The following is a 21452-nucleotide window of genomic DNA, read 5'->3' on the forward strand; positions in this document are numbered from 1 at the left end:
TCAATATCATTCGAATGCAGTATGTATACTTATGAAGGTAGCATAAAACAGATCGCTGTAGTTGCCATGAAAAAGGGACGTACAAGTGAGTGACACAACAGGCGATGCCACTTGGTTCACCTGCTGACCTCATCTCTGCAACACAACACCAAACTTCTCTCCCGTTGTACGCAGATCTTCCACTACAGATGCTATGACGGGTATTCCATGTTTCATGCGCACAGCTTCCATTTCGCGTTCGGGGTCTCCGGGTATCAGCACTTTATCATACCCGGGTGCAGGCTTTGCTTTTCTGAAGCGCTGTATCCAGTTGTCCATGTGCTGTTTAAATTCGTCTGCCGGCCGGAAAGCATCAATGCGCATGGCGCCGAAAAAATGTCCCAAACCCTCGCCGGGCATGTTTTGCGGCATGGGCACGTATGCAGGAAATGGTGGTGCCCACGGCCCGTAGCTTGCGCCACTTAGCACAGCAGAAAATATATCGACGATGCTGCCCAAAGCATAGCCTTTATGAGAACCGTGTTCGCGATCGCTGCCAAGCGGCAACAATGCACCGCCTGTTTTCAACGCGTTTGCATCTACCGAAGCATGGCCGTCTTTATCCTGTACCCAACCCACTGGTGTATCGGCATGCTTGCGCTGCAGTATTTCCAGCTTGCCATTGGCTGCGGTGGTGGTAGCAAAATCTGCTACAAAAGCAGGCTGTGTACCTGCCGGTATGGCCACTGCTATGGGGTTAGTGCCCAACATGCGTTCAATACTAAAGGTGGGTGCAACAAGCGCACTGGCATTGGTCATAGCCATGCCGACCATATCATGTTGCAGGGCCATCATGGCATGGTAGCCGGCAATTCCAAAATGGTTACTGTTCTTTACGCTAACCCAGCCCGTGCCTGCATTCTTTGCTTTGTCAATGGCCAGTTGCATGGCCTTTGGTGCCACAACAAGACCAAGTCCCCGGTCGCCATCAACTACAGCCGTGGAAGGTGTTTCATGCACCACTTTTATTTGCGGCGTGGTATTGATGCGCTTTGCCTCCCACAGGCGCACATAACCACTAAGCCGTGCTACGCCATGGCTGTCGATACCGCGTATATCTGCTGCTATAAGCGCTGTTGTTGCTGTATGTGCATCTGCGTCGGCACAACCCATTGCTTTAAAAACGGCGTAAGTAAAATTGAAAAGATCGCCGTAAAAAAAAACATGCTCCATGGCTGCAAGATAAACAAACGTGCAAAGAACCGGTATTACATATTTATTTGTGGGCCCGGCTTTTTGCCGGTAATTGGGCTTCCGTTGCGTCGCACTCTTCAACGCCTGCAACGCTAATGAGCAATGGCACAACCTTGCTCCGTTGGTACAATCGCCGGCTGCGTGGTGCGTAACAACATACAACGCAATTGTTTGTTAACCGGCTGCACCAAAAAATAATTTTCTCTTAACCAAGTATTCATTTATTTACACCTGATGAAGCAGCTACCGTTTCTTTCTTTTTTACTGATCAGTTTTTTTTGTGTTGCACAGCGTCCTAAGATTGGTCTTACGCTGAGTGGTGGCGGTGCCAAAGGAATTGCGCATATCGGTATTTTAAAAGCGCTTGATTCAGCAGGGCTCAATGTTGACTATGTTACCGGTACAAGTATGGGCAGCATCATTGGAGCGCTGTATGCCGCAGGGTATTCCGGCGATAGCATAGCAGCGCTTGCACAAAAAATAGACTGGGATCTGCTGCTAACCAACAGTGCATCATTGCAGGTATTAAGTATAGAAGAAAAAGAAGAATATAGTAAGTACGCTGTAGAGCTGCCGTGGGTGAACAATGCATTCAGGCTGCCAAGTGGTGTGCTTGAATCTGAAGAGTTGTGGCTTAAGCTAAGTGAATTTTTCTTCCCTGTATATGCGACTAAAAATTTTCAACATTTTACACGTGGTTTTAAATGTATTGCCACTGATGTTGCCAGCGGTGAGGGTGTGGTTATAGATAGTGGCGAAATTGTTTCCGCAATAAGATCGAGCATGGCAATACCATCTGTATTTACAGCAGTAGATTATAATGGGCGAAAGTTTGTAGATGGAGGTGTTGTTAGAAATTTTCCTGTAAGAGATGTAAGGGAAATGGGTGCAGACCTGGTGATTGGCAGTAATGTAGCCGGCGGTTTGTTGCCAAAAGAAAAGATCAACAATGTTTTCCAGGTTCTGCTGCAGGTGGCTTTTTTCAGGGAAGATGCTGATGCAGTGAATGAGCGAAAGCTTTGTAATATTTATATTAAGCACAACCTCGACAATTTCAATATGGGTAGTTTTGGTTCTACGGAAGAAATAATGAAAGAAGGTTTTGCAAAAGGTGATAGCCTATACCCGTATTTCAAAAAAATTGCAGATTCACTGAATGCTATTTACGGGCCAGACAAATCAGTAAGAAAAACCTTGCCTAAGATAGACTCTGTAAGGATTACAGAGTACGAGGTAAAGGGGCTCAACAGGACAAACGAAAACTTTTTTTTGCATAGAACCGGTTTTAAAAATAACCAGTGGTATACTGCCGCGTTGCTGTCTGCCGGCATCCGCAAAGCCTTTGGCACACGCTATTACAATAAAATAATTTATTCTTTGCACCCTTTGCCCGACGGAACCTGCAAGATAATCTTCAGCGTTGTGGAGAACCCGCTTACATTCGCCAAGTTAGGTTTGCATTACAATACTTTTAGTGGCATCAGCCTGATTGGCAACATTACGACGAGAGATTTTTTTACACCTTATTCAAGAACTTCAGCAACATTAAACATCGGCGAGAATCTGCGTGTAAAAGCAGAACACCTGCAGTTCTTTGGTAAGTTTAAAACACTGTCTGTAAAAGCAAATGTACAGGCCGAGAATCTTGGTTTTAATACGTATACAAATTTTACCAAGGACGGGTTGTACAGGCAAGGGTACGTAATGACAAACCTCAACGTAACCTGGAATCTTGCCAGGAAATATGCATTTGGTATTGGCACGAGGTTCGAGAGTTTCAGGTATCGCCCGCAGATAACATCAAAATTTGAAGTACGCGGTAAAAACAGTCTTTGGAACAGCTATATGCAAATCCGGTTAAATACGTTGAGTAACGCAGTTTATCCCAAGCGCGGCTCTAAAGTAGACATAGAAGCAGGTTATGTTTATTCTCAGCATCCCAAAGTTTCATTTTATAACCAGGGAGAACCTATTACCAATATTGATTCGCTTGGTTTCAACTTCAATAATTTTATCAGAACCAGGTTTTCATACGAACATTATTACCCGTTATCGGCAAAATATACATTTACCACCCTTATACAGGCTGGTATTAATTTTAATCAGCAGGAAAGTATTTTGAACAATTATATCATTGGTGGTCTTAATAACTATTTTCGTAACCAGGTTACGTTTGTTGGCTTGAATGAAGGCAGCGTAAATGCCAGCAGTATTGCTACGCTCCAATTTGGTTTACGTTACCAGATGTATAATAATCTTTTTCTGATCGCCCGTGCAAATGGTGGTTTCTACAATTTTATCGGGAGTAATAAATCTTTCAGCAGTTCCACTTTGCTTACAGGTTACGGGTTAACACTGGGATATAATTTTGTACTGGGTCCGCTTGAAATCAGCGCAATGTACAGCGATCAATCCAAGAAAGTATTGCCTTATATCAATCTTGGCATTCCTTTCTAAACAACTCTCAGACTATTTAAATAAACCCTCACTTTATTCCAGAGGATTTAAAAAATAAAAAGGCTGAGCGGGTGCTCAGCCTTTTCCAACTTTCATACTATTTATCTATGGCAGCTATTCAACCAGGCATTCCTGATCTTTAGCTGTTCTTCTGTAGGATTATTCATCAACTTAAGAACATTCGCCCTGCTCTTTTCAACCTTAGCTGCTGTACCACTCAATGTAACTACCTCAATTTCGCCGTTTGAACTTTTTCTTTTCACTTTTATAGTTAGCTCATCTCCTTCTTTCAACGATGCGTATAAGTCAGTCAACGCCTTTTCAAGGTTCGCCAGGCTTATCTCAACGTTATTGATACTAACCAGCTCATCGCCGTCCTTGTAGCCAAGTTTTTTTCCAACGTCATTCATATTTTTTGTACCAAGCTTCACGTTGCCTTCAGCAGTAGGCATCATTGCGACACCTCCAATAGTGAACTCTTTGAATGTTTCTTTGGGAATATATTCGATACCAGCCATAGAAAAGAACTGATCGTAGGGAATGGGTTTTGTACCTGCAACGTAATCATCCAGGAAGCTGCCTATTTCAGGATAGGTAAGCTTTTTGATAACACCAAATAATGAATCATCTTCAAAGAATTTATCTGTACCGTAATTAATGGCAAGATCGTGTTTAAGATCTTTGAGCATGTACTGAGCATTTGAAAGTTTTAGCAGGTACAAATCCAGGCAGGCTGAGATCAACGCACCTTTCTGGTAAACGTTTCCATATTGCGGCGCCCATTTTCCTGCGCTTTCTTTACTAAGCTCAGTAAAGGCAAGCGTATCGTTGTAATAAGAACGCGATACAGTAATTTTTTGCGATAATGTGTTTAGAAACTGTGCAGGTGTTTTTAAGCCTTCGTATGCCTGCACATGATGTGCATAATATTCGGTACTCCCTTCGTACAACCAAAGATGCTTTGATAATACAGTTTCATTAAAATTAAACTCTTTTACTTCTCTTGAACTTATTGTAAGTGGTGTAACAATATGAAAAAATTCATGAGACGAGATATCAACCCAATGTTCTATGGCATCTTTTTCCGGTTGTTCGTCCAGCGCATAAAAAGATGAATACGAATGTTCCCAGGCGCCGGTAATGGGAGATTTTTTTTGTTCGCCGTTGAAGTAATAAATGAATGCATATTTGTCAACCGGCAGTTTACCGCTCAGGTAATCTCTTGCAGCAAGCAGAAGTTTTTCAAGATTTGCAGCCAGGAATTTTGATGTAGCCAATTTATGCGGCGAGTAGACTGCTACCAGAACATCTGCATTGCCAACTTTTAATGTTGTTGTATCTGGCAAAGAAAACATTATAGGTGAATCATACAAATGATCTGCATTATCACATTGAAAGAGATCCATTGTATTACTTGTTTCTACAGGTCTCAAACCGGTGGCCGCATAAAATCCGGAAGGTTTTGTGAAAGCAAGTTGAAAAGGCATTTTCTTCAATCCTTCAAAGTAACCAAACAAACCTGGAGTATTTATAATGAAATTCTTTCCTGCTTCGAAGCTTGTACCGCACATCGGGTACACCATATTGTCAATTGTTGCATCCCATGTATCTTCGACTAAATAAGTAATTGTAGACAACTTATTTGCTTTCCTGATCGTCCAGCCATTGTCGTCCAATTTTGTAACAGCAAGCTCTTTACCATTCTTATCATAAGCCTTCAGATCCTGGATATACTTACCATAATTACTGTTCATATAAGTTCCGGGAACAATCTTCGGTAAGTAGAAATTTATTGTTTTAGTATCAATTTTAGGGCATTCCAGTTTAATCGCCAGCTTATCTCCATCTACTTTGGTGAGATCTACACTGTATTTATATACATCCTGTGCGTTTACAATGCCCGACAGCATGGTTAAGACACATAATAAAAATCCGCCATATTTCAACTTTTTTTTCATATTTGTACAAAGTTTATTTGATGCAAAGAAAGCGCAAGTGATATGTTTTTTCATACCGTTCTTCCTAATATTTAAGGGACGATTTTCAGCGAGCATTGTTTCTATATTCCTCTAAAGAGAAGTCGTATTCCCGGATTAGGACAACTGTAACTCAGAAATTGATTAACTTATTAAAAATCAATGGAATAAAAAACTGGTACCTGATTTGAATTTTTAGAACCCAATGGCGGGTGTAGTAACCTAGCCGGGACAAAATCAAAATATCAGTAAAAACCATTTTTCAACAAACCCAGGTCTATGGTAAAATTTTACCTAACTATTTTTACAATACTGATTGTTCCTGCAATTGCTTTTGCAAAAGGAAAACGGTCGTCAAAAATAACAGAACAAACAAAAGGATCCGTTGTTTTTTTGCTTGACAACTCTAAGAACAATGACCAGTCTGTAGAAGCAGCCTATATTATACTTGATAAGTATAACCGAACAGGTGCAGGCTATGTAAGCCAAAAATTTGCGGTGGAAGACAATCGTATTGTTATTGGCGATTTACCGGAAGGAAAGTACTACGTGGATATTTTCACTAAAGGTTCCTTTAAACAGCACTTCTCAAAAGTTATTCATGTAACTAAAAAAGGGAAACAATACAAGTTTGTTTTGGAAGAGGTGGATTTCTTCGTACCAACAAAGGCGCGAATACCAAAAGAATCAGCAGATTTTACTAAAACAAGCATTGTAAAAATGCGCTAAGGGCGAATTATATACCAAGATTTTCTCTCTTCTGCCGGTTATTAACAGCGTTGAACTGATAGCTATAACCCGTAATACAACAGGAGCTCCTTAAAGGGAGCTTTTTGTATTTCAATTCAATATTAAATATTATTTTACGCTAAAATTTCATGCGTGTACTGCTGTTTTTGCAAAGGCTGACCTTCATTTGTAATATCCTTTTCCTGGTTTGTCTTGCGGTAGTGTATACTTTTAATTTTATTGATAATCATACAGCCGAAAGTTACATCATCATCCTGGGCATTTTTTTTTCATTTTTGTTGGGTATTGTTGTGAACGTTTGGGAATTACTCCTGTTATTTAACCGGCAGGTATCCATTGTTCCGAAATGGTTACGTATGTTTAATATGATTATCCTTCTTGTTCAATTTATTTATTATTTTCTAGCATAATGATCCATTCAATTTTAAAGGACAAGCCTACAAAACTTTTTCTTGGCTTTACGGCATTCTTCGTAGCGAATGCATTGATAGCAGAATGTATAGGTACAAAGATCTTTTCCCTGGAAAAGTTATTCGGTTTGCAACCTTCCAGCTTTAATTTATTTGGACAGTCAGGTTTATCATTTAACCTTACTTGCGGGGTGCTGTTGTGGCCGCTGGAATTTGTAATGACAGATATCGTGAATGAATACTATGGCCCAAAAGCGGTACGGCGCATCAGCTACACAGCAGTGGTACTAATTTCCTATGCATTCATTATGTTTTATGGCGCTATTCATGTGCCTGCAGCCGATTTCTGGATTGGCACCAACACAAATAAGGGTATCCCTGATATGCAAAACGCTTTTAGTGGAATCTTCGGACAAGGTATGTGGATTATTTTCGGAAGCCTTGTTGCATTTCTTGTGAGCCAGATTGTAGATGTAACCGTCTTTCATCGTATTAAAAAGGTTACGGGTGAAAAACGTGTATGGCTGAGAGCCACCGGTTCTACAATGGTTTCTCAGCTCATTGATAGTTTTATTGTACTTTCTATTGCTTTTAAATTGGGTGGTGACTGGACATGGCCAATGATCTTTGCTGTTGGAACGATGAATTATATTTATAAGTTTACTGTAGCGTTATTGCTGACACCTGTAATTTATTTCGTTGAACACAGGATAGAAAAATACCTGGGAAAGGAAACTGCGCAAAGAATGAAAAAAAGCGCTATGGGCGAGGATCAGGACGCAATAATGAACATCCCGACAGCGGGCTAATAACCTGTTTCTTTAAGCATTTTCACCACGATCTTATCAATTGGCAGAGAGACTGTATCATACGTAAGGTCGGGCCATTCTACCCAACGTAATACCTCGCTTTGACCGTTTGGATCTGCAACCTGGTGAGGCTCGAAGTCGAAAGGAATTGACTTTATTGGTAATGTATTCAATGCTTCCGCATTAGTTGCAACGGCATAATAGTAAATAGAAACGATCTGGTCTTTACTATTAAAGGCTGATTGCTGAAAATAATCAGTGGTGTAGATATGATCTGTGATTATTACGTCTAAACCAGTTTCTTCTTTAAACTCACGCTTCAGGCAATCACGTGTGCCTTCGCCAAGTTCCATACCGCCGCCGGGAAACTTCGTAAAATAATTTCCGCGGATGAACTCATCACTGACCAATACACGTTTTTTATTGTCTAACAAAATCCCGTAAACCCTGATGGTAAATTTTTCTATCATAGTGTTATTTCAAATGTAGAATGTGTACTAAATGCTGGCGTGTACCTTGCTTCGTAAAGCTCACTATTGATCTGCCTGTTGAAGTGAGTGACACAACAGGCGATGCCACAAGCACTGTTGCCGGTACACAAAAATATTATTTACCATTAGCAATTTCATTGAGCGTTTCAGCGAGCGCTTTATTGAATTCGCCAGGCTTTTCAATCATTGGATAATGACCTACACCGGTTATTGTTTTGACCGAGTAACCAGCTTTACTATACTTAGCCAGCGAGTCTGTTATTGTAGGTGTGTAATCACTTACGATGAGGTGAACAGGTATATTTATTTGTTTTAATAAGGCGGTTTCATTGGGCGCAAAATCCATTAAACCCTGCAAAGATTTTGCTGCAACCACAGAGTCTGTGTTAGTAATATCATTTATTACTCGATTGATACTTGCCGAGTCTTTATAATCTTTAGGAAACAATGACATTCTTGAATATTCACCTGCTACCTTCCTGTAGTTGGTATCGAGTGCTTTCATAAAGCCTGCTACTTGCAAAAGCTGTTCCGGGGTCATGGCCACACCAATTTCTTTGAAATTATCGATACCGATGAATCCAACAATTCTTTCCGGGATTTTATAGGCTACATCTAAAATTACATCACCGGACATAGAGTGTCCGACAAGAATAACCCTGTTAAGATTCAAACTATCCAGCACGGCAAGTACATCATTGGCAAAGTCGCCGATCGTCCAATGGTTTCTTTGTTTACCGCTTTCTCCATGGCCCCCGAGGTCGATTGCTACCACCTTGTAGCGGTTGTTGAAAGCTTTTTCCTGCGCGCTCCAGTAATCTTTATTGATACCCCAGCCGTGCACAAAAACAAGCGCGGTATCGCCACTTCCGCTCATATTATAGGCAATCGGTACAATACCGTTTTTCACTTCAACATGTTTATCAGGGCTTTCCGGCGAGGCACAGGCTGCTGCAATAAATAGAATTACGGCACAGGTTAGTTTGATTTGTGTAGTCATTGCTGGCGATTAAACGGATGATACTGAAAGCGAAGCATATCTGGTGCCACAACTATTGTACTTTTTCGAAAGTGCAATCTTCTTTTTGCAAAAGCGGATGTTTTCCATAAAGAGCATTTGGCATTACAGATAATTCCAGATTGTTGAAAAAAAATTCAAACAACCATGCCTCAAATGTAAACGTAAAAATGTTATGCTCATGCGTATCTGTTTTGAAAGAAGAAACCCGTTCGGGAACAAACTCAAACAGCAAATGCAGCGAATCTGCATTGGTTGTTTTTAGTCTTATCTCTCCATGTGAATTTGCATTGACCGGGTATTCGTTATTTTTTATTTCGTCCGCATAACCATACACGTAGGGCAACAACATATTGTTTTGCGATTTGATGATTATTGTAACCGGTGCACCGGGCTCAAACTCCGACTGTATAAGCCGGAAATCGCGGCCGGGCCATGCGGCACTGTTAAAAATTATTTTATCACCATTTATACGCCATTTACCGCTGCCAGACCGATCTAGCGCGCCATAGCTAAAATAAAATTCAAACGAGGAATCCGTATTTAATTTAAAACCAGAAGCAACCTCGTTTATCCCGGTTAATTCGTAAACCCCGGTTATAGAATCTCTTTGTGCCTGCATGGTTGTAGAAATTGTAAAAATGGTTACAAATAATATCACTGTCATTTTCATGAAGCAGCAGTGCTTTGAACTTACCCGTTTATAAAAACTTTGTGGCATGATATTTACAAGCCTGAAAATACCGAAAAAGAAAACACCATGAAATTCCTGGGTATTGCACTTATTGTGGCGGGTGTGTTAATGATTTTTTTTGCCGGACCTTTCCAAAGTAGTTACCAGCCTATCAGCAATGCAGACACACTTATTAATAATTCCGGCAGACGCCATACCTCCACCGCAACTACTTATGCAGGAGGTATAGCCGCTATATGCGGACTGATCGTAATTATGGCAAGCAGGAAAAAAAAGTAGTTGCCCTGGTTACATTTTTATGCACGAACAATACATAACATTATTAATGCTCATTTTTAAATTGAAATGTTATGAAGACTAAGATCCTTTTCATTGTAGCGGTGATGCTGGCTTTTGTGTCATGTAAAAAAGATGTAAATAGTACAGATAACCCTGGTTCAGTAAATATAATACCAGCCTCTGCTGTACCTTCTGCAGTTATAGCTGCATTTAGCAGCAGTTTTAGCGGTGCAACAGAAACGGAATGGCATCAAGGAAGTGACGACAGCTATACCTGCCAGTTCAATATGGATGATAAACGACATGAAGCACGTTTTGAAGATAATGGCCACCAGTCATCTCATTCTGTTATTTGCCTGGATGGTGCTGTACCAAATGGCGTGTTGAATGCATTTCGCAGCGTATACCCCAATGACAATGTTTATGAATGGAAGCTTACCAATGAGAATACCTGGAAAGCACATTTTATGCGTGGCAGTGTGAAATGGGAAGTTACATTTAACAACAGCGGCTCTATCCTGGAAACAGAACACGACTAAAGCTATTCCCCCTCGTTATAAATGAAGGCCGTTGTATCAACGGCTTTTTTTTATTTTATCTTTAGCAATACAATAGAAAAACAATGCAACAACCTGTTACACTCTCGCTGAAAGCTATACAACATGTGGGTATTCCCGTTACAGATATCTCGCTGTCAGAACAGTTTTACAGGGATTTAGGTTTTAGCAATGTAATGCAGGCTACGTTTGAACACAACAAAAGCAGTGGAACCTGTATTATGATGCAACAGGGAAATATAACAATCGAATTATACCAGTTGCCGCAAAGCGAGCTTCAATCTATTGCTGCACGAAACAACGGCCACATTGACCATATAGCTTTTGATGTGGAAAATATTGATGAAACTTTTTTTATACTGAAAACTTCCGGTTATCATATTATTGAAGAAGCGCCCGTGTACCTGAAATTCTGGAGTAAAGGATGCCGCTATTTTAATATTATTGGTCCTGATAATGAAAGACTCGAATTTAACCAGGTGTTGAAATAATTTTTTATGTAGCCGGCTTTTTTATCGCTGCCCGGCACCTGTTGCGTCGCACTCTTGTACGCCATAACATAGGGCAGCAACGATGCACTTTACCTGGGTGATTGTATGTACGGTCATTACTGTTTACATACACACATCTTACTCCTTTCTGATTGATGGTGGCATATGTTGATGTTCATAACAAACAATCGTCTTCGCAGTTGGCGAACAATGCTTCAAAAGCCGAAGGGTGCGACGCAACGGAAGCATCATAGTAGCAATGCAGCCTGGTACATAATAAAAAAAGAAAGCATATGCTTTCTTTATATTTTTTACCTAAACGAGTATTGGTTTATACCGGTTCTTTTGCGGTGTCTTTTATGTTGTATTTTTCCATGATATCAGCAGCAAAATTCATTGCCCGACCAATAGCCTGGTCCATATCATAATACCTGTATTCACCCAGCCTTCCACATATGATAATATTTTCAAGCGCATCTGCTGCCTTACGATATTCTTCATATAAGTTCTTATTCACTTTATCCGGGAATGGATACTCGTATTGATGTGGTGTTTCAGGCGTAAATGGAGTTTCGTGCGTTAGTAACGTTCCTTGTACATCTTTTTTATCATCAGGATGCATCAGGTGTTTCCATTCTATTGTGCGTATTCTTGGTTCGTCTGCATTTGGATAATTCACCTGGATAAATGGCTGGTATTCTTCTACGTCAGGCAAATGTTCTACCCTCCGGTTTTGACCACGGTACATCAGTTTTCCGAACTTGTAGTTGAAAAACTCATCAATAGGTCCGGTAAATATGAGCAGTTTGTTGGCCACAACTTTGTCGCGGTTTTGAAGGTAATCGAAGTTTAGCTCAACCGGGATGTCGCCGATCATATTCTTAACCCATTCCGTGTAACCATTGCGTGGCAATGCGTTCCACTTGTGGTTTGGTGTAAGTGATGTGACATTAGACTTGTTAATGGTAATACGTACAGCAAGATCTTTATCAAGTTCTGTACATTTTACGCCCCACTGTTTTTCGGTATAACCTTTTATAAAAAGTTCGTACAACTGCCGTGGCATTTTGGCGAGACAAGCCTCCTCAAAATTTTTTGGTTCTCCTTTAAAAAGTTCCCAATCCTTCCCTGCGATTTGCTCAATGTAAGACTGTTGAACAGGCCAGTTTAGGTACTCGCCGTTTACCCTAGATCTCAGTACGGCACTCCAGTCGTAAAACTCGGAGAACCGGCTTACGAAATTCCAGATTTTTTCAGAGCCGCAACGAAAATAGTGTGGTCCATATTTATGGATCATTGCACCACTATCGTGTTTATAGTCGAAAACATTGCCGGCAATGTGGTCTTTTCTGTCGATGATTACTACGTCCTGGTTGTTATCGGCAAGTATTCTGCCGATGGTGCTTCCTGTTAGTCCTGAACCTACAATTACAAAGTCTGCCTTGATCATAAGCTGGTGGTTAGTTGATAAGATAATGATTGTAAAAAATAAACACGCTTGTCCTGTTGGGCAAGCGTGTAATATAAACGCTTATTTAGATTAAAAATTTTGCGCGGAATGAATTAGTATGCACCTTCTCCTGTTATTACTACGATTGGCGTTTTAAGCAGAATTTTTGCATCAAGCAGAAGGCTATAATTTTCTATATATTCAGTATCATGTTCAATCATGAATTCTGCACTTGTATTATTTACCCTGTCACGAATCTGCCATAGTCCTGTAATACCAGGACGTACCAGGCAACGTACTTCTTTGAATTCAGGCAAATGTTTCAGCATAAACGGAACAAGTGGTCTTGGACCGATGATGCTCATATCACCTTTCAATACATTGAACAACTGAGGCAGTTCATCAATACTTGTTTTACGGATTATTTTACCAATCCAGGTAATGCGGGAGTCATTTTTAACTTTGTGCAAAATTCCTTTTTCCTGGCCGGCCAAAGCAACTTCGTAGTCTGATTTTTTAATGCTTTGATCACTAACCATTGAGCGGAACTTGAAACACCTGAAGTTATCTCCACGATAACCAACACGTTCGTTCGAATAAAGAACAGGTCCTTTAGACGTCAGCTTTACCAATATAGCTACAACAATAAGAATCGGAGAAAAGAAAACAATAAGCATTGAGGAAGCGACAATATCAAAAGTTCTCTTTAAGATCACTTGAAATTTTTTCGCTTGAAGGGATTGTTCAATGGCACGTTTTTTTTCAGGGTAGGACGTCTCGAGATGAATGTGCAATACGGACTCTTGCACTACATTTTGCTTTTGTAAAAGGTTTACTTCCATAGATTTGAGTTTTTATTCTGGTTTTTACGGGATACGAGTTTACTTTTATTTTGCCTCTTAAATTTTTCGTCGTTTATATTTTTCTGCATATTCAGTATAAATTAAGTTAATAACGTTGAAATATTTTAAAGCTTATCATATACGCCCATATTTTGCGTATCATGACAAGAACTCAAAACAATCGGCAATTATTCACTTTTCTGAAAAAGCATACGTGCGAAGCAATAGAATAATTTTCATCAGAGTACTGGGTTTACGGATTAAATTTTCTAGGTACTTGATTCCCATTACTCTAAACTCATCTGTGGCAAACATAAACTTTTTATTTTAAAAAAAACAAGCCCCATTCAAAAAAATTATAAATTAATTATGAATTTATTTCTGTTTAAAGCTTATTATAAGTTTGTTTAAATATATATAATTTTCTGCCATACATAAGAAGCGTTTACTCATCTTCCATTTAATGTATAAGTTGGTGGGTTTGTTTTACGATTCCCATTACGAAGACACTTTGCACCTGTCCTATATTATCGCTTTGACTTAATTTATTCACATGAAAGTCGTAGTAGGCATCCATATTTTCAGCAACGACCTTAAGCATAAAGTCGAATTGCCCTGAAATATTGTAACACTCTATTACCTCGTTCATTTCATGAATGGCCTTTATGAACCGTGCGCCTGCATTTTTGTTGTGTTGTTTTAATGAAACATAACAAATTACCATGAGGCCTTTTTTTACCTTGGCATGATCCAGTAGTGTTGCATATTGCCTTATAACGCCCGATTCTTCCATACGTTTTATACGCTCATGCACAGGCGTGGTTGAAAGATGAATTTTTTCTGATATTTCCTTAACCGTGGCCCTCGCATTTTGCTGAAGAATAATCAGTATGGCGAGATCTTTTGAATCGAGTGTGATATTACTACTATGCACTTGTTCTTTTTGAGTGAACTTTTCCATCTGTAACAGTTGTTTTATTCTGCAAGTGATCTTTAATTTGTAATTATATTCCAAAGTTAATTAACAATATGGTATTCTATTCTGCTAATATATCTTTGCGTCACTAAAATTTTAATCATGTCTACGATAGCGCAAAAAATCGACCTGAGCTTGCCTTACAAGGTGAAAGACATTAGCCTTGCCGAGTGGGGCCGCAAAGAAATCCGTTTAGCAGAAGCTGAAATGCCCGGACTTATGGCACTCCGTGCTGAGTATGGGCCATCACAGCCGTTAAAAGGTGCACGTGTTGCAGGTTGCCTGCACATGACAATTCAAACTGCCGTATTAATTGAGACGCTGGTTGCTTTAGGTGCAGAAGTACGCTGGAGTTCATGTAACATTTTTTCAACGCAGGATCATGCTGCCGCTGCTATCGCCGCTGCAGGTGTTGGTGTTTTTGCATGGAAAGGCCAGACGCTCGAAGAAGCAGATTGGTGTATTGAGCAAACATTGTTTTTTGGCAGCACAGATAAGCCGTTAAATATGATCCTGGATGACGGTGGAGATCTTACCAACATCGTTTTCGATAAATACCCCGAGCTTATTCAACACATTAAAGGTTTAAGTGAAGAAACTACAACCGGTGTACATCGTTTATACGAACGCATGGCAAAGGGTACTTTACCAATTCCTGCCATAAATGTTAATGATTCGGTTACCAAATCTAAGTTCGACAACAAGTATGGCTGTAAAGAATCATTGGTTGACGCAATACGCCGTGCAACAGATGTTATGCTTGCAGGTAAAGTTGCAGTTGTTGGCGGTTATGGTGATGTAGGCAAAGGGTCTGCGGCTTCTTTAGCCGGCGCCGGTTGCCGCGTAATTGTTACCGAAATAGACCCCATTTGTGCTTTACAGGCGGCGATGGATGGTTTCGAAGTTAAAAAAATGATTGATGCAGTTAAAGAGGCTGATATTATTGTTACTGCGTCCGGCTGCAGAGATCTGATTACCGAAAAACATTTTCGTGCCATGAAAGACAAAGCGATCGTATGTAACATCGGTCACTTTGATATCGAAATTGACGTAGCATGGTTAAATGAAAATTACGGTGAAACAAAAGATACCGTTAAACCCCAGGTTGATATTTATACCATCGATGGCAAGGATATTATTTTGCTTGCAGAAGGCAGGTTAGTAAACCTCGGTTGCGCAACAGGCCATCCTTCTTTTGTAATGAGTAATTCATTCACCAATCAAACACTTGCCCAGATTGAATTATGGACAAACCATGCTTCATACGAAAACAAAGTGTATGTATTACCAAAGCATCTTGATGAGAAGGTGGCACGCCTGCACCTTGCTAAAATTGGTGTTGAGCTGGATGAACTTTCAGCAGAACAATCAGAATACCTCGGCATTCCGCAGGAAGGTCCGTTTAAACCGGAACATTATCGCTATTAGTTTTCATTGTTGAATTTTTCTATACAAACCATCGCATGGCGATGGTTTTTTTATGCCATGTATTTAAAAGTTAAGTACAATATTTTAAGTATAGAACCTGTTATTTATTTAGTTTTACAGCGATGTTAACTAACCAGCCAAAAACTACTTATGAACAATAATGCTGCATTTCGTTTTATCCTTTACACCTTTTTTGTTGCTGTTTTTTTGAATACCTGTGTTACCTCTTCACATATTTTAACAGCTACTGCCCCGCACCTCCTTGTACCGGAATTTTCAACAACAGAATCACTTTATATCATAGGCCTTACCATCGTTTTGGGCATCGCCATATTTGCAATAACATGTGCGGCACTGTATGTATGTGCGCTGGCCACAGCTAACATGGCCAAAACAAAACAGTTCTGGTTACTGGTTATTGCAGGTGTTATTATTTCCGTGGTGGCAGATCATTTTATCAATATACCACTTGCAAAATATAACGACCAGACAAACTGGATCGCACTTATTGCCGCATTCTCCATACTGGTAAGCCTCTCTTCTCAATACCAGTTTTTGATTGGAGAATCTAAAAGTGCGTGGCAGGACATATAATTTTTTTGGTACCCGGCTACATCATTTCATAGCATCGGCGGTTGCGTCGCACTCTTGTACTTTCTATCAGTAATCAGCATACGATGCCATTTCCCAACCAATCAAATAATAATATTTCCCGGAGCAGTGTAGCAATGGCGATTGCACAGCAAATCATTACCAGGTTGTTTCCAGATATCAGGTATATTCTTTGTGACTAGAGATCTTTAGGCAAGTGCAGGCTGATTTGGCCGGAGCAGTTGAATAAAGATATGCGGTACAAGAGTGCGACGCAACCACAGTTTCATAGTTATTCTTTGCCGGGTCCAAAAGCATAATCACTACTCCCCTTAACCCATAGAAAACAGCAACAAAAATTATTTTCAAACTATGGAAAGGTTTAATATTAACGATATTGAAAACTTGACGGGTATTAGAGCGCACACTTTGCGCATCTGGGAAAAACGTTACAATATTATTAACCCCAAAAGGAAAATTAGTAATCACCGCTATTATGATAACGATGATCTGAAGCACATTCTCAAGATCGCGTATCTCTACAATAACGGTTATAAAATTTCACGCATTGCCTCTTTAAATAACGATGAGCTATACCGGCTTACAAATTACACTTCTACCAATAAAAACACAGACCAGTTACTTGTAAACAAGCTGTTGCAATATTCTTTTGAATTCAACATTTACGAATTTGAAGAATCGCTGAACACTGCTATTGAAAAACTTGGTTTTTCCAGGTGCGTACAAAATGTAGTGTTTCCGTATTTTGAAAAGATCGGCAACCTTTGGATGAATAATATTGCTGTGCCTGCACAGGAGCACTTTACCAGCAATATTATCAGGAACAAAATGATCGTCGCGATAGATGAGTTAAGCCCGGTAGTTTCTGAAGAACCGGCCGTGCTGCTGTTTACGCCTCATGGTGAATACCACGAATTGCCCCTTTTGTTCTATCATTACTTATTTAAAAAGCATGGTCATAAGTGTCTTTATCTTGGTGCTAATGCAACTATTAGCGACATAAGTGCATGCATACAGGCATGCTCTGTGGGTACACTGTATTTTCACCTCATTACAAACTTTACAGATTACGATATCAATGATTACCTTAATACACTTGTAAATAATTTTTCCAACCAGCAAATCGTTGCCAGTGGGCCTTTCAGTGCACGGGCTACTTCAGACCATCACAATTGTACCATTCTGCAATCGCAATCTGCAGCGCTTGATTTTATTAAACCAGGTCTTTCAGCAACATTATAAATACATCACATTAATTTTAGCTGAAATACCACAGCGGGTTAGGATAATCTTTTATTTTTGAGGAAAGTACCCCCTACATGAAATCCGGCACCCTCAGGAAGACTGTAATCCTTTTTGTATGGGCGTTAATTATTTTTTTTAGCGTCTATTATATTTACGCAAACTGTCTGCGTTATTTTGTTTTCACACCCAAAAGCTATCATTTCGATTTTTTCTGGTCGCGCAAATATTGTGTATTTACACATGTTCTTTCAGGTATGATTGCAACAATTGTTTCGCCGTTCCAATATTGGCCGGTTATAAGAAAGCGGTATTTTGCCCTGCATAAATTGTTCGGCAAAACATATGTTTATGCCATTATAGTGTCGTCCGTTACCTCATTTTATCTATGCGCCACAACGCCGGAAAATATATGGTACGCCGCTGGCCTGGGAGGTTTTACTGCCGCCTGGCTGGTTACTGCGCTCGCAGGTATGTACAATGCCTTGTCCGGAAAAGTGGAGGCACATAAGGAATGGATGCTGAGAAGTTTTGTGGTTACAATTGGCTTTTCTCTTTCAAGATTGCTGGAAGATATTGTAGTAAATGCATCGCTGGAAGTAAACAGGGTTGAACGCCTTACGGTACTCGCCTGGGTTTCATGGATCCTGCCTTTGGCTATCACAGAGTTATTCATTATTCAACGGAGGAAAAACAAACAAAAAAGCCTGTCAGTAAGGTTTGTTGTTGCTGAAAACAATCGTACAAGTATGTCTGTAACAACACTACAAAACAGCACTTATGCAAAAAAAGCGGGTATCAGTGCCGCTATGAAGTCGGAGATCTGAGTTCTTCTTCAATTATTTCATTCAGCTTTTGCTCCTGTTCGGTTATCCATGCTGGTAAAACCTGTTCAGCAATGTTCCATGTACTTCCCTCCTTCCTCATCTGAAACATGATCCTGTTGCCGCGGTCATCACTTACATCCACACTAAACAGATCTTCTTCTCCGCTTCGCATTTTTCTAAAATTGAACTCTTTTACATTCCTGCCGCTAATCTTAACCAGCTTTGTAAAATGAACGTTCTTTATAAACTGAATACGCATAATGATTAATTCAAAAAAAGATTATAGCTGCAATTCTTGTGCTACAATTGGCGTTAGCCGGATATTTGTAAGGAATTTTTTGTAGTCAGCTGCAACACACCACTCAACTTTACTTGCGTCGCACTCTTCAGCTGCACAACGCTACCGGGCACTAAACGACCACGCCTGCAAATTATTAGCTTCAAAAGGTATTTAAACTTTTATTTTACATTTGACTAAACGAATTGAATATGAAGGTTCCAAGTATGGCAGAGATGGTAATGAACGGAGAAACACCGGAGATACTTTTTTGGGTTGGTTGCGCAGGCAGTTTCGATCAGCGTGCGCAGAAAATCACAAAAGCTTTTGTGCAAATACTTGATAAAGTCGGTATAAAATACGCCATATTGGGCAAAGAAGAAGCTTGTACAGGAGATCCTGCCAGACGCGCAGGCAACGAATTCCTGTTCCAGATGATGGCATACAACAATATCCAGGTGCTGAATAACTATAATATAAAGAAAATTGTAACTGCCTGCCCCCACTGCTTCAACACACTCAAAAATGAATACCCTGAGTTGGGCGGCGTTTATGAGGTCATACACCACACCACCTTTCTGCAGCAATTGATCGATGACGGAAAGATAGTTTTAAAGGAAGGTGGAAGCTTTAAAGGCAAACGTATTACATACCACGATAGCTGCTATCTTGGCCGCTCAAACAATATTTATGAAGCACCAAGGAAAGTATTGGAAATACTGGACGCTGAACTGGTAGAAATGAAACGCTGTAAAACCAACGGTCTATGCTGTGGTGCAGGTGGTGCGCAGATGTTTAAGGAAGATGAACCAGGCAATAAACGTGTCAATATTGAACGTACAGATGAAGCTTTATCGCTTCAACCCGATGTAATTGCGGCAGCCTGTCCATTCTGCAATACCATGCTGATGGATGGTGTAAAAAATAAAGAGAAAGAACAGGAAGTAAAAGTGCTGGATATTGCGGAGATCATAGCATCATCTATGTAATCCTGTGCTGCACAATAATTAGCAGCTTACTTTATCTTTGCATCATGAACTTCGATTACAGAGATACCATCCCGGCAGATTTTCACGATACTTCACGTGTATGGGTTTACCAGGCAAGCCGTTTGTTTACCATTCCTGAGGCATTGCAGATAGAGGTAATTCTTAAAGACTTTACCTCAAACTGGCAAAGCCATGGCACACCTGTAAAAGGTTATGCGAACCTGCTTTTCGGGCAATTTATCATACTGATGGCCGATGAAACAGCCACTGGTGTCAGCGGTTGTAGCACAGACAGCTCTGTACGTGTTATTAAAAACATAGAGGAGCAGTTTGGTGTAAATCTTTTTGACAGGCAGATGCTGGCATTTTTTGTAAAAGATAAGGTTCAGTTGCTTCCCTTTGGCCAGTTGAATTATGCATTGGAAAATAACTACATCACACCCAGTACTCTTTACTTCAATAACCTGGTAGCTAATAAAAAAGAATTTACTGAAAAATGGATTATACCTGTGAAAGATAGTTGGCTTTCCACCAGGATCAAACTGGAAAAAGCTAATTAACTACAGGATTCATTGGCATCAAAAAGCCAATGCCTATAAGACTTTTTAACTGCAGCCCGGGGCTTGTTTTGTTTTTTCCAAACAGGCGCACATCATCATCGTAGATCATATCCAGGTTGTAGGTTGCAGACAGCCATTTATTGATCTTAAAAGCAAAAATGTTGGTAAAGTACATGTCAACATTTGCAGGATTATTGGTGTAGTCGGAGAATAAATCCATTTTACCCCGGTAGGTAACGTTCTTAAATATTTCCTTGTTAAAGTTGATGGAAGCAAATGCACCTATTTGTGTAATATATTTTCTTCCGGCAGGTACACCATATACCCCTTTTGTGTAAAGTCTTTTACTGCTTACCAGCGTAATACGTTCGGTTAAAGGAGAAAGAAACAATGAAAACACAGGTGAAGGCCTGTAATCAAACCCAAGAGAAAGAAGAAAATAAGCGGGTGACATAAACGACGATGAAAGATAACCGCTGTCGCCAACATATGTTAATCCATCAAACAACTGAGACCGGAAGTTGTAAAGTGCTGATGCAAAAATTTTACTGGCCGTATCTACCTTTAATCCATATTTTGAAATTACTTCTACCCTGTCGTCATTCTTTCTCGTGCCCAGGCTCGAAGTCTTGATAAGTCCGAAATTGAAATCGATGTTATTGTCCCAGTTATATCTTTTGCCTTTGTTGTACACGTAATAATTTACGTATGCCGCTGTAGCCAGCGAGAAATTATCTCCACCCGCGGCCCAGTTACTGAGTGTACCCTGCGAGAGATTTACGTTGATCATTCCGCCACGTTTCCATTTCCATACGGTGATTGTATCTGTAGCTTTCCTGGTTACGCTTTTAAATATTTCTGTAGGTAAGGTTTTTACAGGTATATCCTGGCACAAGACTACTTGCGTAAAACAAACGACTATAAAAAACAGAAAGAGTCTTCTCATGTCTTTAACCGAACGTGTTTATATGCCGATTCAATTTTAGTTAGCTGACTTCTGAAATATCTGGTTGCCTCCCATGCAACATTCCTTTCAGCAAATAAAACACGCACTTTGGATATTTGGTGAAATATCTTTTCAACA

The 21452-nt window shown here is 40.0% G+C and carries 22 protein-coding genes; 12 read left to right on the forward strand and 10 right to left on the reverse strand.

What is annotated here, in order from left to right:
- Nucleotides 1-129: 129 nt before the first annotated feature.
- A complete protein-coding gene (locus I5907_RS16415) occupies nucleotides 130-1212 on the reverse strand; it encodes an Ldh family oxidoreductase (RefSeq protein WP_196991888.1) in 1083 nt (360 codons plus the stop codon).
- A gap of 255 nt (nucleotides 1213-1467) precedes the next feature.
- Here I5907_RS16415 and I5907_RS16420 point away from each other — a divergent pair, with 255 nt between their 5' ends.
- Nucleotides 1468-3690, forward strand: coding sequence for a patatin-like phospholipase family protein (locus I5907_RS16420; protein ID WP_196991889.1), 2223 nt, complete (start codon nucleotides 1468-1470; stop codon nucleotides 3688-3690).
- Nucleotides 3691-3791: 101 nt separating this feature from the next.
- On the opposite strand, the gene I5907_RS16425 is transcribed toward I5907_RS16420, so the two are convergent.
- A complete protein-coding gene (locus I5907_RS16425) occupies nucleotides 3792-5648 on the reverse strand; it encodes a M61 family metallopeptidase (RefSeq protein WP_196991890.1) in 1857 nt (618 codons plus the stop codon).
- Nucleotides 5649-5945: 297 nt separating this feature from the next.
- Here I5907_RS16425 and I5907_RS16430 point away from each other — a divergent pair, with 297 nt between their 5' ends.
- On the forward strand, nucleotides 5946-6395 hold the full coding sequence (locus tag I5907_RS16430; protein WP_196991891.1) for a hypothetical protein: 450 nt from the start codon (nucleotides 5946-5948) through the stop codon (nucleotides 6393-6395).
- 430 nt (nucleotides 6396-6825) lie between these two features.
- Entirely contained in the window at nucleotides 6826-7635 is an 810-nt protein-coding gene (locus I5907_RS16435; protein ID WP_196991892.1) for a queuosine precursor transporter, read from the forward strand.
- On the opposite strand, the gene I5907_RS16440 is transcribed toward I5907_RS16435, so the two are convergent.
- The 3 genes from I5907_RS16440 to I5907_RS16450 all read right to left on the reverse strand — a co-directional run bounded on the left by I5907_RS16440 (nucleotide 7632) and on the right by I5907_RS16450 (nucleotide 9817).
- A complete protein-coding gene (locus I5907_RS16440; protein WP_196991893.1) occupies nucleotides 7632-8105 on the reverse strand; it encodes an NUDIX hydrolase in 474 nt (157 codons plus the stop codon). The genes I5907_RS16435 and I5907_RS16440 overlap by 4 nt on opposite strands.
- Nucleotides 8106-8241: 136 nt before the next feature.
- Nucleotides 8242-9126, reverse strand: a complete 885-nt coding sequence (locus tag I5907_RS16445) for an alpha/beta fold hydrolase (RefSeq protein ID WP_196991894.1) — start codon at nucleotides 9124-9126, stop codon at nucleotides 8242-8244.
- 52 nt (nucleotides 9127-9178) lie between these two features.
- Entirely contained in the window at nucleotides 9179-9817 is a 639-nt protein-coding gene (locus tag I5907_RS16450) for a hypothetical protein (RefSeq protein WP_196991895.1), read from the reverse strand.
- Between the two features lie 39 nt (nucleotides 9818-9856).
- Between I5907_RS16450 and I5907_RS16455 the strand changes: the two genes are divergently transcribed.
- From I5907_RS16455 to I5907_RS16465, 3 genes are all read left to right on the forward strand, one after another.
- Nucleotides 9857-10117, forward strand: a complete 261-nt coding sequence (locus tag I5907_RS16455; protein WP_196991896.1) for a DUF3185 family protein — start codon at nucleotides 9857-9859, stop codon at nucleotides 10115-10117.
- Between the two features lie 71 nt (nucleotides 10118-10188).
- Nucleotides 10189-10656 carry a hypothetical protein gene (locus tag I5907_RS16460; protein WP_196991897.1) on the forward strand — a complete coding sequence of 156 codons (468 nt, stop codon included), beginning with the start codon at nucleotides 10189-10191 and terminating at the stop codon, nucleotides 10654-10656.
- An 83-nt stretch (nucleotides 10657-10739) separates the two neighbouring features.
- On the forward strand, nucleotides 10740-11165 hold the full coding sequence (locus tag I5907_RS16465) for a VOC family protein (RefSeq protein ID WP_196991898.1): 426 nt from the start codon (nucleotides 10740-10742) through the stop codon (nucleotides 11163-11165).
- Nucleotides 11166-11496: 331 nt separating this feature from the next.
- On the opposite strand, the gene I5907_RS16470 is transcribed toward I5907_RS16465, so the two are convergent.
- The 3 genes from I5907_RS16470 to I5907_RS16480 all read right to left on the reverse strand — a co-directional run bounded on the left by I5907_RS16470 (nucleotide 11497) and on the right by I5907_RS16480 (nucleotide 14418).
- A complete protein-coding gene (locus tag I5907_RS16470) occupies nucleotides 11497-12615 on the reverse strand; it encodes a UDP-galactopyranose mutase (RefSeq protein ID WP_196991899.1) in 1119 nt (372 codons plus the stop codon).
- A 113-nt stretch (nucleotides 12616-12728) separates the two neighbouring features.
- Entirely contained in the window at nucleotides 12729-13457 is a 729-nt protein-coding gene (locus I5907_RS16475; protein ID WP_196991900.1) for a sugar transferase, read from the reverse strand.
- 460 nt (nucleotides 13458-13917) lie between these two features.
- Nucleotides 13918-14418, reverse strand: coding sequence for an Lrp/AsnC family transcriptional regulator (locus I5907_RS16480; protein WP_196991901.1), 501 nt, complete (start codon nucleotides 14416-14418; stop codon nucleotides 13918-13920).
- A gap of 117 nt (nucleotides 14419-14535) precedes the next feature.
- On the opposite strand from I5907_RS16480, the gene ahcY reads away from it, so the two are divergent.
- From ahcY to I5907_RS16500, 4 genes are all read left to right on the forward strand, one after another.
- Nucleotides 14536-15861 (forward strand): adenosylhomocysteinase, encoded by a 1326-nt coding sequence (ahcY, locus tag I5907_RS16485; RefSeq protein ID WP_196991902.1) that lies wholly within the window; start codon nucleotides 14536-14538, stop codon nucleotides 15859-15861.
- 150 nt (nucleotides 15862-16011) lie between these two features.
- Nucleotides 16012-16455 (forward strand): hypothetical protein, encoded by a 444-nt coding sequence (locus tag I5907_RS16490; protein WP_196991903.1) that lies wholly within the window; start codon nucleotides 16012-16014, stop codon nucleotides 16453-16455.
- Nucleotides 16456-16824: 369 nt separating this feature from the next.
- Nucleotides 16825-17715, forward strand: coding sequence for a MerR family transcriptional regulator (locus tag I5907_RS16495; RefSeq protein ID WP_196991904.1), 891 nt, complete (start codon nucleotides 16825-16827; stop codon nucleotides 17713-17715).
- A gap of 77 nt (nucleotides 17716-17792) precedes the next feature.
- On the forward strand, nucleotides 17793-18542 hold the full coding sequence (locus I5907_RS16500; protein ID WP_283016286.1) for a DUF2306 domain-containing protein: 750 nt from the start codon (nucleotides 17793-17795) through the stop codon (nucleotides 18540-18542).
- On the opposite strand, the gene I5907_RS16505 is transcribed toward I5907_RS16500, so the two are convergent.
- Nucleotides 18523-18801 carry a hypothetical protein gene (locus I5907_RS16505; protein ID WP_196991906.1) on the reverse strand — a complete coding sequence of 93 codons (279 nt, stop codon included), beginning with the start codon at nucleotides 18799-18801 and terminating at the stop codon, nucleotides 18523-18525. The two genes, I5907_RS16500 and I5907_RS16505, sit on opposite strands and share 20 nt — an antisense overlap.
- Nucleotides 18802-19031: 230 nt before the next feature.
- Between I5907_RS16505 and I5907_RS16510 the strand changes: the two genes are divergently transcribed.
- Both I5907_RS16510 and I5907_RS16515 read left to right on the forward strand, forming a co-directional pair.
- Nucleotides 19032-19808: a (Fe-S)-binding protein gene (locus I5907_RS16510; RefSeq protein WP_196991907.1), complete on the forward strand. Its 777-nt coding sequence runs from the start codon at nucleotides 19032-19034 to the stop codon at nucleotides 19806-19808.
- Nucleotides 19809-19852: 44 nt separating this feature from the next.
- Nucleotides 19853-20368 carry a hypothetical protein gene (locus I5907_RS16515; protein ID WP_196991908.1) on the forward strand — a complete coding sequence of 172 codons (516 nt, stop codon included), beginning with the start codon at nucleotides 19853-19855 and terminating at the stop codon, nucleotides 20366-20368.
- Here I5907_RS16515 and I5907_RS16520 read toward each other — a convergent pair.
- Entirely contained in the window at nucleotides 20361-21314 is a 954-nt protein-coding gene (locus tag I5907_RS16520; RefSeq protein WP_196991909.1) for a DUF3078 domain-containing protein, read from the reverse strand. The two genes, I5907_RS16515 and I5907_RS16520, sit on opposite strands and share 8 nt — an antisense overlap.
- Between the last annotated feature and the right edge of the window lie 138 nt (nucleotides 21315-21452).

Source organism: Panacibacter microcysteis (assembly GCF_015831355.1).
GTDB classification, from domain to species: Bacteria; Bacteroidota; Bacteroidia; order Chitinophagales; family Chitinophagaceae; genus Panacibacter; species Panacibacter microcysteis.

Excerpts from the sequence above, each read along its gene's own strand:
- I5907_RS16415 (WP_196991888.1), bottom strand. The coding sequence starts at position 1,212 with ATGGAGCATGTTTTTTTTTACGGCGATCTTTTCAATTTTACTTACGCC.
- I5907_RS16420 (WP_196991889.1), top strand. The coding sequence starts at position 1,468 with ATGAAGCAGCTACCGTTTCTTTCTTTTTTACTGATCAGTTTTTTTTGT.
- I5907_RS16425 (WP_196991890.1), bottom strand. The coding sequence starts at position 5,648 with ATGAAAAAAAAGTTGAAATATGGCGGATTTTTATTATGTGTCTTAACC.
- I5907_RS16430 (WP_196991891.1), top strand. The coding sequence starts at position 5,946 with ATGGTAAAATTTTACCTAACTATTTTTACAATACTGATTGTTCCTGCA.
- I5907_RS16435 (WP_196991892.1), top strand. The coding sequence starts at position 6,826 with ATGATCCATTCAATTTTAAAGGACAAGCCTACAAAACTTTTTCTTGGC.
- I5907_RS16440 (WP_196991893.1), bottom strand. The coding sequence starts at position 8,105 with ATGATAGAAAAATTTACCATCAGGGTTTACGGGATTTTGTTAGACAAT.
- I5907_RS16445 (WP_196991894.1), bottom strand. The coding sequence starts at position 9,126 with ATGACTACACAAATCAAACTAACCTGTGCCGTAATTCTATTTATTGCA.
- I5907_RS16450 (WP_196991895.1), bottom strand. The coding sequence starts at position 9,817 with ATGAAAATGACAGTGATATTATTTGTAACCATTTTTACAATTTCTACA.
- I5907_RS16460 (WP_196991897.1), top strand. The coding sequence starts at position 10,189 with ATGAAGACTAAGATCCTTTTCATTGTAGCGGTGATGCTGGCTTTTGTG.
- I5907_RS16465 (WP_196991898.1), top strand. The coding sequence starts at position 10,740 with ATGCAACAACCTGTTACACTCTCGCTGAAAGCTATACAACATGTGGGT.
- I5907_RS16470 (WP_196991899.1), bottom strand. The coding sequence starts at position 12,615 with ATGATCAAGGCAGACTTTGTAATTGTAGGTTCAGGACTAACAGGAAGC.
- I5907_RS16475 (WP_196991900.1), bottom strand. The coding sequence starts at position 13,457 with ATGGAAGTAAACCTTTTACAAAAGCAAAATGTAGTGCAAGAGTCCGTA.
- I5907_RS16480 (WP_196991901.1), bottom strand. The coding sequence starts at position 14,418 with ATGGAAAAGTTCACTCAAAAAGAACAAGTGCATAGTAGTAATATCACA.
- ahcY (WP_196991902.1), top strand. The coding sequence starts at position 14,536 with ATGTCTACGATAGCGCAAAAAATCGACCTGAGCTTGCCTTACAAGGTG.
- I5907_RS16490 (WP_196991903.1), top strand. The coding sequence starts at position 16,012 with ATGAACAATAATGCTGCATTTCGTTTTATCCTTTACACCTTTTTTGTT.
- I5907_RS16495 (WP_196991904.1), top strand. The coding sequence starts at position 16,825 with ATGGAAAGGTTTAATATTAACGATATTGAAAACTTGACGGGTATTAGA.
- I5907_RS16500 (WP_283016286.1), top strand. The coding sequence starts at position 17,793 with ATGAAATCCGGCACCCTCAGGAAGACTGTAATCCTTTTTGTATGGGCG.
- I5907_RS16505 (WP_196991906.1), bottom strand. The coding sequence starts at position 18,801 with ATGCGTATTCAGTTTATAAAGAACGTTCATTTTACAAAGCTGGTTAAG.
- I5907_RS16510 (WP_196991907.1), top strand. The coding sequence starts at position 19,032 with ATGAAGGTTCCAAGTATGGCAGAGATGGTAATGAACGGAGAAACACCG.
- I5907_RS16515 (WP_196991908.1), top strand. The coding sequence starts at position 19,853 with ATGAACTTCGATTACAGAGATACCATCCCGGCAGATTTTCACGATACT.
- I5907_RS16520 (WP_196991909.1), bottom strand. The coding sequence starts at position 21,314 with ATGAGAAGACTCTTTCTGTTTTTTATAGTCGTTTGTTTTACGCAAGTA.